This is a genomic window from Nocardia sp. NPDC056000, from assembly GCF_042269265.1.
Lineage (GTDB): Bacteria > Actinomycetota > Actinomycetes > Mycobacteriales > Mycobacteriaceae > Nocardia.
Window position 1 is genome coordinate 68466 of the sequence record NZ_JBHJXS010000024.1, and the last position, 6138, is coordinate 74603.

The 6138-nt window shown below is 66.1% G+C and carries 6 protein-coding genes; 2 read left to right on the forward strand and 4 right to left on the reverse strand.

What is annotated here, in order from left to right; translation table 11 throughout:
* Positions 1 to 28 precede the first annotated feature (28 nt).
* From ACFC4D_RS45300 to ACFC4D_RS45315, 4 genes are all read right to left on the reverse strand, one after another.
* Positions 29 to 1681 carry a sulfatase-like hydrolase/transferase gene (locus ACFC4D_RS45300; RefSeq protein ID WP_376073028.1) on the reverse strand — a complete coding sequence of 551 codons (1653 nt, stop codon included), beginning with the start codon at positions 1679 to 1681 and terminating at the stop codon, positions 29 to 31.
* 145 nt (positions 1682 to 1826) lie between these two features.
* Positions 1827 to 2828 (reverse strand): Gfo/Idh/MocA family protein, encoded by a 1002-nt coding sequence (locus ACFC4D_RS45305; RefSeq protein WP_376073031.1) that lies wholly within the window; start codon positions 2826 to 2828, stop codon positions 1827 to 1829.
* A gap of 37 nt (positions 2829 to 2865) precedes the next feature.
* Positions 2866 to 3231 carry a DUF1304 domain-containing protein gene (locus ACFC4D_RS45310; protein WP_375954626.1) on the reverse strand — a complete coding sequence of 122 codons (366 nt, stop codon included), beginning with the start codon at positions 3229 to 3231 and terminating at the stop codon, positions 2866 to 2868.
* Positions 3232 to 3246: 15 nt separating this feature from the next.
* Positions 3247 to 4227, reverse strand: coding sequence for a zinc-binding alcohol dehydrogenase family protein (locus ACFC4D_RS45315; RefSeq protein WP_376073034.1), 981 nt, complete (start codon positions 4225 to 4227; stop codon positions 3247 to 3249).
* A 233-nt stretch (positions 4228 to 4460) separates the two neighbouring features.
* On the opposite strand from ACFC4D_RS45315, the gene ACFC4D_RS45320 reads away from it, so the two are divergent.
* Entirely contained in the window at positions 4461 to 5168 is a 708-nt protein-coding gene (locus tag ACFC4D_RS45320; RefSeq protein WP_375954623.1) for a hypothetical protein, read from the forward strand.
* A gap of 258 nt (positions 5169 to 5426) precedes the next feature.
* On the forward strand, positions 5427 to 6074 hold the full coding sequence (locus tag ACFC4D_RS45325) for a hypothetical protein (RefSeq protein WP_376073037.1): 648 nt from the start codon (positions 5427 to 5429) through the stop codon (positions 6072 to 6074).
* Positions 6075 to 6138 lie beyond the last annotated feature (64 nt).

Genomic DNA, 6138 nt, shown 5'->3' on the forward strand with positions numbered 1-6138 from the left:
AACGGCGCGCGCGAACAAGGACAGCGTGTCAGTGCGTCACCACGAAATCATCCAGGAACGCGCCGAGTCGTTCGGCCTTGGCGGCCAGATTGCGCTGGGAATCGAGGTAGTCGCCGATGCCCTGTTCCTGCGCGGCCTTCAGATATTCGGGCAGCGGCTGCTGGATCTCCTCCCGCACCACCTGATCGAGCAGCTGAGCCGCCTTGTCGCGCAGCGGATTCCCGGCCCCGGCCTGATTGTCGAGTTCGAGCCGCCCACCCTCGGTGCTGTAGTCGTAGAGTTCGAATTCCTGTTCCTGACCCGGATCGATCTGAATTCGCCCGTCCACCCAGTGCGAGTACGACGCGAATTTGGCATCTGCGGTGCGCACCATGGCCACATGGCCGGGGGCATTGCGATCGAACATGATCGCCGCCTCCTCGATGGTCGATTCATCGGTGGTGTGCGCGACCCACGGCCGCCCCGCCGCCCCCGGATTCCGGCACAGCGCCGCCAGATCGGCCCGGTCCCGCAGATGTTCGTAGCGCCCGTCCGCGCGCCAGTCGTTGCCGCCGGTGCCGATGGTCAGCAGCAGCGGCGCGATATCCACGCTGGAGGTCAGCTGCGTGCGGTTGCTCGTCCCGTCCTTCGGACTGAAGTACCCGCGCGGATCGTGCACGTACAGCGGCACCCGAATCGCCTCGTCGTACGCGCCGCCGCCCTTCCCGTGCAGACCGTGCGAGCCCGCGTAATCACCGTGATCGGAGGTGAACACGATCACCGTATTGGCCGCGACATCCGGTCGTGCGGCGAGCGTGTCGAGCACCCGCCCGATCTGGATATCGACCTGCTGCTGCAACCACAGGTACAGATTGCGCATATCGATCCACGCCTGCCGCGCCTGCGGCGTCCCGTATTCGGCGAGCCCGAACGCGATGGCCGACACCTGCATGAGCGCGGTCTGCAACCGCGGTTTGCGGCTCAGCTGTTCGGGCGATTCGAAGTTCGGCGGCAGCTCCGAAACCCACTGCGGGATATTCAGATTGGCCTGATCGCGGCGCGTCCAGCGCGGCCAGTACTGGATATCGTGCGGATTCACCAGCGATACCGTGGTGCACCACGGCGCGGTCCCGGCATCGTGTTCGAACCAGTCCGCGAACTGGTCGACGATCTTGGGATCCATCGAAAGCCCCTGTCCGGGAGCCCCGTTCGGCGAGGGATAGGTGCCGCCGCCGAACCCGTACGCGTCCAGCGCCCCGGGCGTGCGATCCGGATAGTGCCCGAGATGCCATTTCCCCCACCAGGTGCTCTCGTAGCCGTGATCGCGCAGCATCGACCCCCAGGTCGGAAACTTCGGTGACAGCGTGGATTCCGAGACCACCATGCAGCCGGTCTGATGGCTGTACAACCCGGTCGCGAGCACCCCGCGCGAAGCGGTGCAATCATTGGCGGCGGTGTAGTGATTGTCGAAGGACACTCCGCCGGAACGGATTCGCGCCAGATTCGGCAATAGCCCGTCCAGCACTCCCTGATCCGGGAACCAGACCGGTGCGCGCATCTCGTCCACCAGCACGACGAGGATATTGGGCCGGTCCGGGTTCACATCGGCGCGCGCCCGGCCCGCCGGTGCGGCGACGGTGGCCGCCGCCGCGGTGGTGGCCGCCCCGGCCAGGAATCCTCTTCTGCTGACGGAACCGAACACTGTGCCTCCCAAAGCCGCCGTGCCGGGCCGAGGGCGTACCTCGCCGCGTTGTCACGGCCCGATGCACAGCAGCCTAGGTTCGGGAACGGCTGAAACCATCACCCCGGTGAGGGATTCGCCGTCCCTCGCCCGGGGGATCGGCGTCTCAGCTGGGCTGGCGCAGCGGCAGTCCAGCGGCCTGATAGATCGCGTCGATGACGGCCATGTTCTCGACCGAATCCTGCGGCGGCGTCAGTACCGGCGCACCGCGCAGCACGGCATCGGCGAACGCGTCGAGTTGGAAGTCGTAGGTCGGGCGGCGCGTGAACCGTTCGACGCGCCTACCCTGATCGGTGCGCACGGTCAGCCGATGCCCGAGCTGCGGCCCGATCGGATTGAGCATCCGAAGCTCACCCCGCTCACCGATGACCCGCGCGCTGACCCGCAGCACATCCGAGGACCACATCGAACAGCGAATCCGCCCGGTATGCCCGCTCGGATACCGCAGTTCGGCGGTCATGGCGCGGTCGACCCGCGGATCGCGCACCTTCGCCTGCGCCGAGGTGACCTCGGGCTGTTCACGACCGAGTACGCGCGCCATATGCACGGCGTAGCAGCCGGCGTCCATGAGCGCGCCACCGGCGAGATCGTAGTCGTACCGGATATCGGAGAACTTGGGCAGCGGGAAGCAGAAGGCGGTCTCGATCCGCACCAGTTCGCCCAATTCGCCGGAGGCGGCGATCTTTTCGGCCGCCAGCGTGAACGGGTGATAGCGGTAGTGGAACGCCTCCATCACCACCCGATCCGAATCCTGTGCCAGCGCCTGGATTTCGCGGGCTTCGGCGGCATCGGCCGTGAACGGCTTCTCGCACAGCACATGTTTGCCCGCCGCCAGCGCGGCCCGCGTCCACCGCCCGTGCAAACCATTGGGCAGCGGAATGTAGACCGCGTTGATATCCGGTGCGGTGACCAGCTTTTCGTAATCGTCGTAGGCCGCTTCGATACCGTGCTTCTTCGCGAACGCCGCCGCCCGCATACCATCGCGCGCGGCCACCGCCGCGACCGTCACCTCGGGATTGCGCTTGGCCGGGGCGATCAGGGCCGAGGGCGCGATGCTCGCCGCACCGAGGACGCCGATTCGCAGCGGTGCGACCGCGGGTTCATTCATCAGGCCACCGTAATCGTTTATCCGGCAGCGGGCATCGTCACCGCCCGGCGATGAGCACCGCCGCCAGCGCCAATGCGCCCGGCAGCGCCTGCGCGACGAGAATCCGCCGATTCGCGGTGGCCGCGCCGTACAGGCCCGCGATCACCACGCAGCTGGTGAAGAACACCAGCACACCGTGTCCGTCCTGCCTGCCCAGGATCAGGCCCCACACCAGTCCGGCCGCCAGGAACCCGTTGTACAGGCCCTGATTCGCCGCCAGCGGTTTGGTGGCGGCCGCCATCTCCGAATCGAATCCCGACAGCTGCCGTCCGGGGCCCTTATCCCACAGGAACATCTCCAGCACCAGGATGTAGCCGTGTAGTACGGCCACCAGGGCGACCAAAATAGCGGCGACGATCCACATACGCGCTCCTCCGATTCAGGTGGTGACGACGAGTTTGCCTGTGGCGGTGCCGGATTCCATCACCGTATGCGCCTGCCGGATCTCATCGAGGGTGAAGGTACCGCTGATGGGAACCGTGGTGATGCCGTGCGCCACCGCGTCGAGGAACGATTGCAGCACCTCCGGCGGCAGATCACCGGCTTCGCCGCCGTAGGCCGCCAGCCGGACCCCGCGCGGCAGATAGCCGATGGGATAGAAGTTCTCGACCGTCCACTGGTTGGAGAGCATGCCGGTGAAGCAGACGACACCGTGGAAAGCGGTGGCGCGCAAGGTGTCCGGTAGCGTCGGCGTCCCGATCAATTCCAGCGCGGTGTGCACCCCGCCGTCCACGATCTCGCGCACCCGCGGGGCGATATCACCGTCGTCCAGGATCACGTGGTCGACGCCGATCCGGTGCAGCGCCTCGGCCTTGTCCGGATTGCGGGTGGTGGCCAGCACGGTCATACCGCGCTGTTTGGCCAGCACCGCGGTGCACATGCCGATCGAGGAGGTACCGCCGCGAATCAGAATGGATTGGCCGCGCTTGGCATCCAATCCGACGGTGAGCGAACCGTACGAGGTCTGCAACCTCTCCGGCACCGCGCCCAGCACATCCCAGGGCAGATCGCTGTGGAACGGGATCACCTGTCCGGCGGGTACGCAGGTGTATTCGGCGTAGCCGCCGTCGAAGGTGCGGCCCATACCGCCCATCAGCGTCACGACCTGCTGTCCGGGTTCGAATTCGCCGCCGGGGCATTCCGCCACGACGCCCGTGGCCTCGATACCGAGCACCCGCGGGAAGATCACGCCGTCGGCCAGCCCGAGCCGCGTATGCAGCTCGGAGCGATTGAGCCCGAACGCCTTGACCCGGATCAGCACCTGCCCGGGCTCGGGAACGGGGACGGGCAGGTCCCGGATATGCAGCGCATTGGGTGGTCCTGGTGCGTCGAGCACCACCGCGCGCATGGTCTCGGCCATTCGACGCCTTTCGATCACGAGCGAATGCGAATCGGGTCCGGGCCTCCACATGCTATCGGTGCGACACCGCTATGGAGGGGATCACACAACCTCGGTTTCAGTGAGTTCGGCTATCAATACGCTTTCTTAGCTACCTATCAGTAACTCATTCCTGGACACTTGACTAGTGGGCTTGTTATCTGGCCCGAATCCGAATCTCCGTCAGTGTTCGAGCAAGGAAAGCGTACGAAGTGATGAAGTTCAGCAAATTTGCCGCGACATCGGTCATGGTTATCGCGGCCCTCGGCATCAGCGCCGGAGCCGTTCACGCCGATCCCGCTCCCGCCCCGGTGGTCCCGGGTGCCTCGGACATTGTCGAGGGCCTCAACTCCGCGGTCGACGGCCTGGTGCCTTCCATTCACTGGAACGCCGCGATCGAGGGTGATTCGGTCGTGCTGACCACCGACGCGGGTGCGATGACCACCGAGAATGATCAGTTCCAGCTGCTCGACAACCATGGCGGCCTGGTCGCGGCCTTCCCGCTCGGTTTCATCAAGGACGGCCTGCAGTACCCGCTGAAGGCCGCCATCAACGGCCTGCGCGCGACCCTGACCCCGGATATGGATCCCGCCGCCGCGCGCCCGGTCGATCTGCCGATTCACCAGGCGACCCAGCAGAAGGCGTTCGATGACGCCGTGGGGGCCGCGGGTGCGCAGTTCGGCATCATCACCGCTATCGGAACGCTGATCGGCACCCTGGTCGGCGGTATCGGCGGCTGCGCGATCGGCGCGTTCCTCGGCACCCCGATTCTGCTGCCGGGCTGGCTGGGCGGTTGCGTCGCGGGCGCGCTCATCGGCATTCCGCTGGGTGCGGCCGCGGGCCTGATCCTGACCGGTGTTCCGGCCGCGATCGTCATCGCCATCGGCTTCTTCCAGCGCATCAACGATCCCGCGAACCAGTAGTACAGCCCGCTCCGCGGCACTCGGCCGGTACGCATCCTCGGATGTGTACCGGCCTTTGTTATGCACTGAGAGTTTGCTTATTACGGCCTGAAAAGACCGTTTGAACATGAACCGTAACCGAAACGTGCTTGACGACCCATTATCGCCATGATTCGGCAACACCTCGGCAACATAGAAAAACCATTCTATTCACCAGGTGCTCGACGAGGACCTGCTCCCCAAGACAGGGGTCCCGCCCGACGAAAGCGACGAGAAGTCATGCGTTTCAAGAAGTTCGCCGCCACCTCCGCTCTGGCCATCGCGGCCCTCGGCATCACCACCGGCACCAGCTACGCCGCCCCCGCCGACGCCGCCCCGGAAGCCTCGGCTATCCACTACGACGCCAAGATCGAAGGCGCGTCGGTGGTCCTGAAGACCGATATCGGTTCGCTGACCACCCAGGGTGATCAGTTCCAGGTGCGCGACACCCAGGGCGGCCTGGTCACCGCCTTCCCGCTGAACTTCGTCAAGGACGGCCTGGCCTTCCCGATCGCGGCCCAGATCGACGGCAACACCGCGACGTTGACCCCGAATATGGATCCGGCCGCGGCCCACCCGGCCGATCTGCCGCTGCAGAATGTCGCCAGCCAGGCGGATCAGGACTCGGCCTGGTCGGCCGCCTCCTCGCAGTTCGCGGTCATCACTGCCATCGGCACCATGGTCGGCACCCTCATCGGCGGCGTCGGCGGCTGCGCCATCGGCGCGTTCCTCGGCACCCCGGTGCTGCTGCCCGGCTGGATCGGCGGCTGCTTCGCCGGTGCGCTGGTCGGTATCCCGCTGGGTGCGGCCGCGGGCCTGATCCTGACCGGTGTTCCGGCCGCGATCGGCGTCGGCATCGGCTTCTTCAACCGCATCTCGGCCCCGTAAGCACGGCATCAGCGAAACAACTTCACGCACAACAGACTTCGGGCCGGATCGCATCAAGCGATCC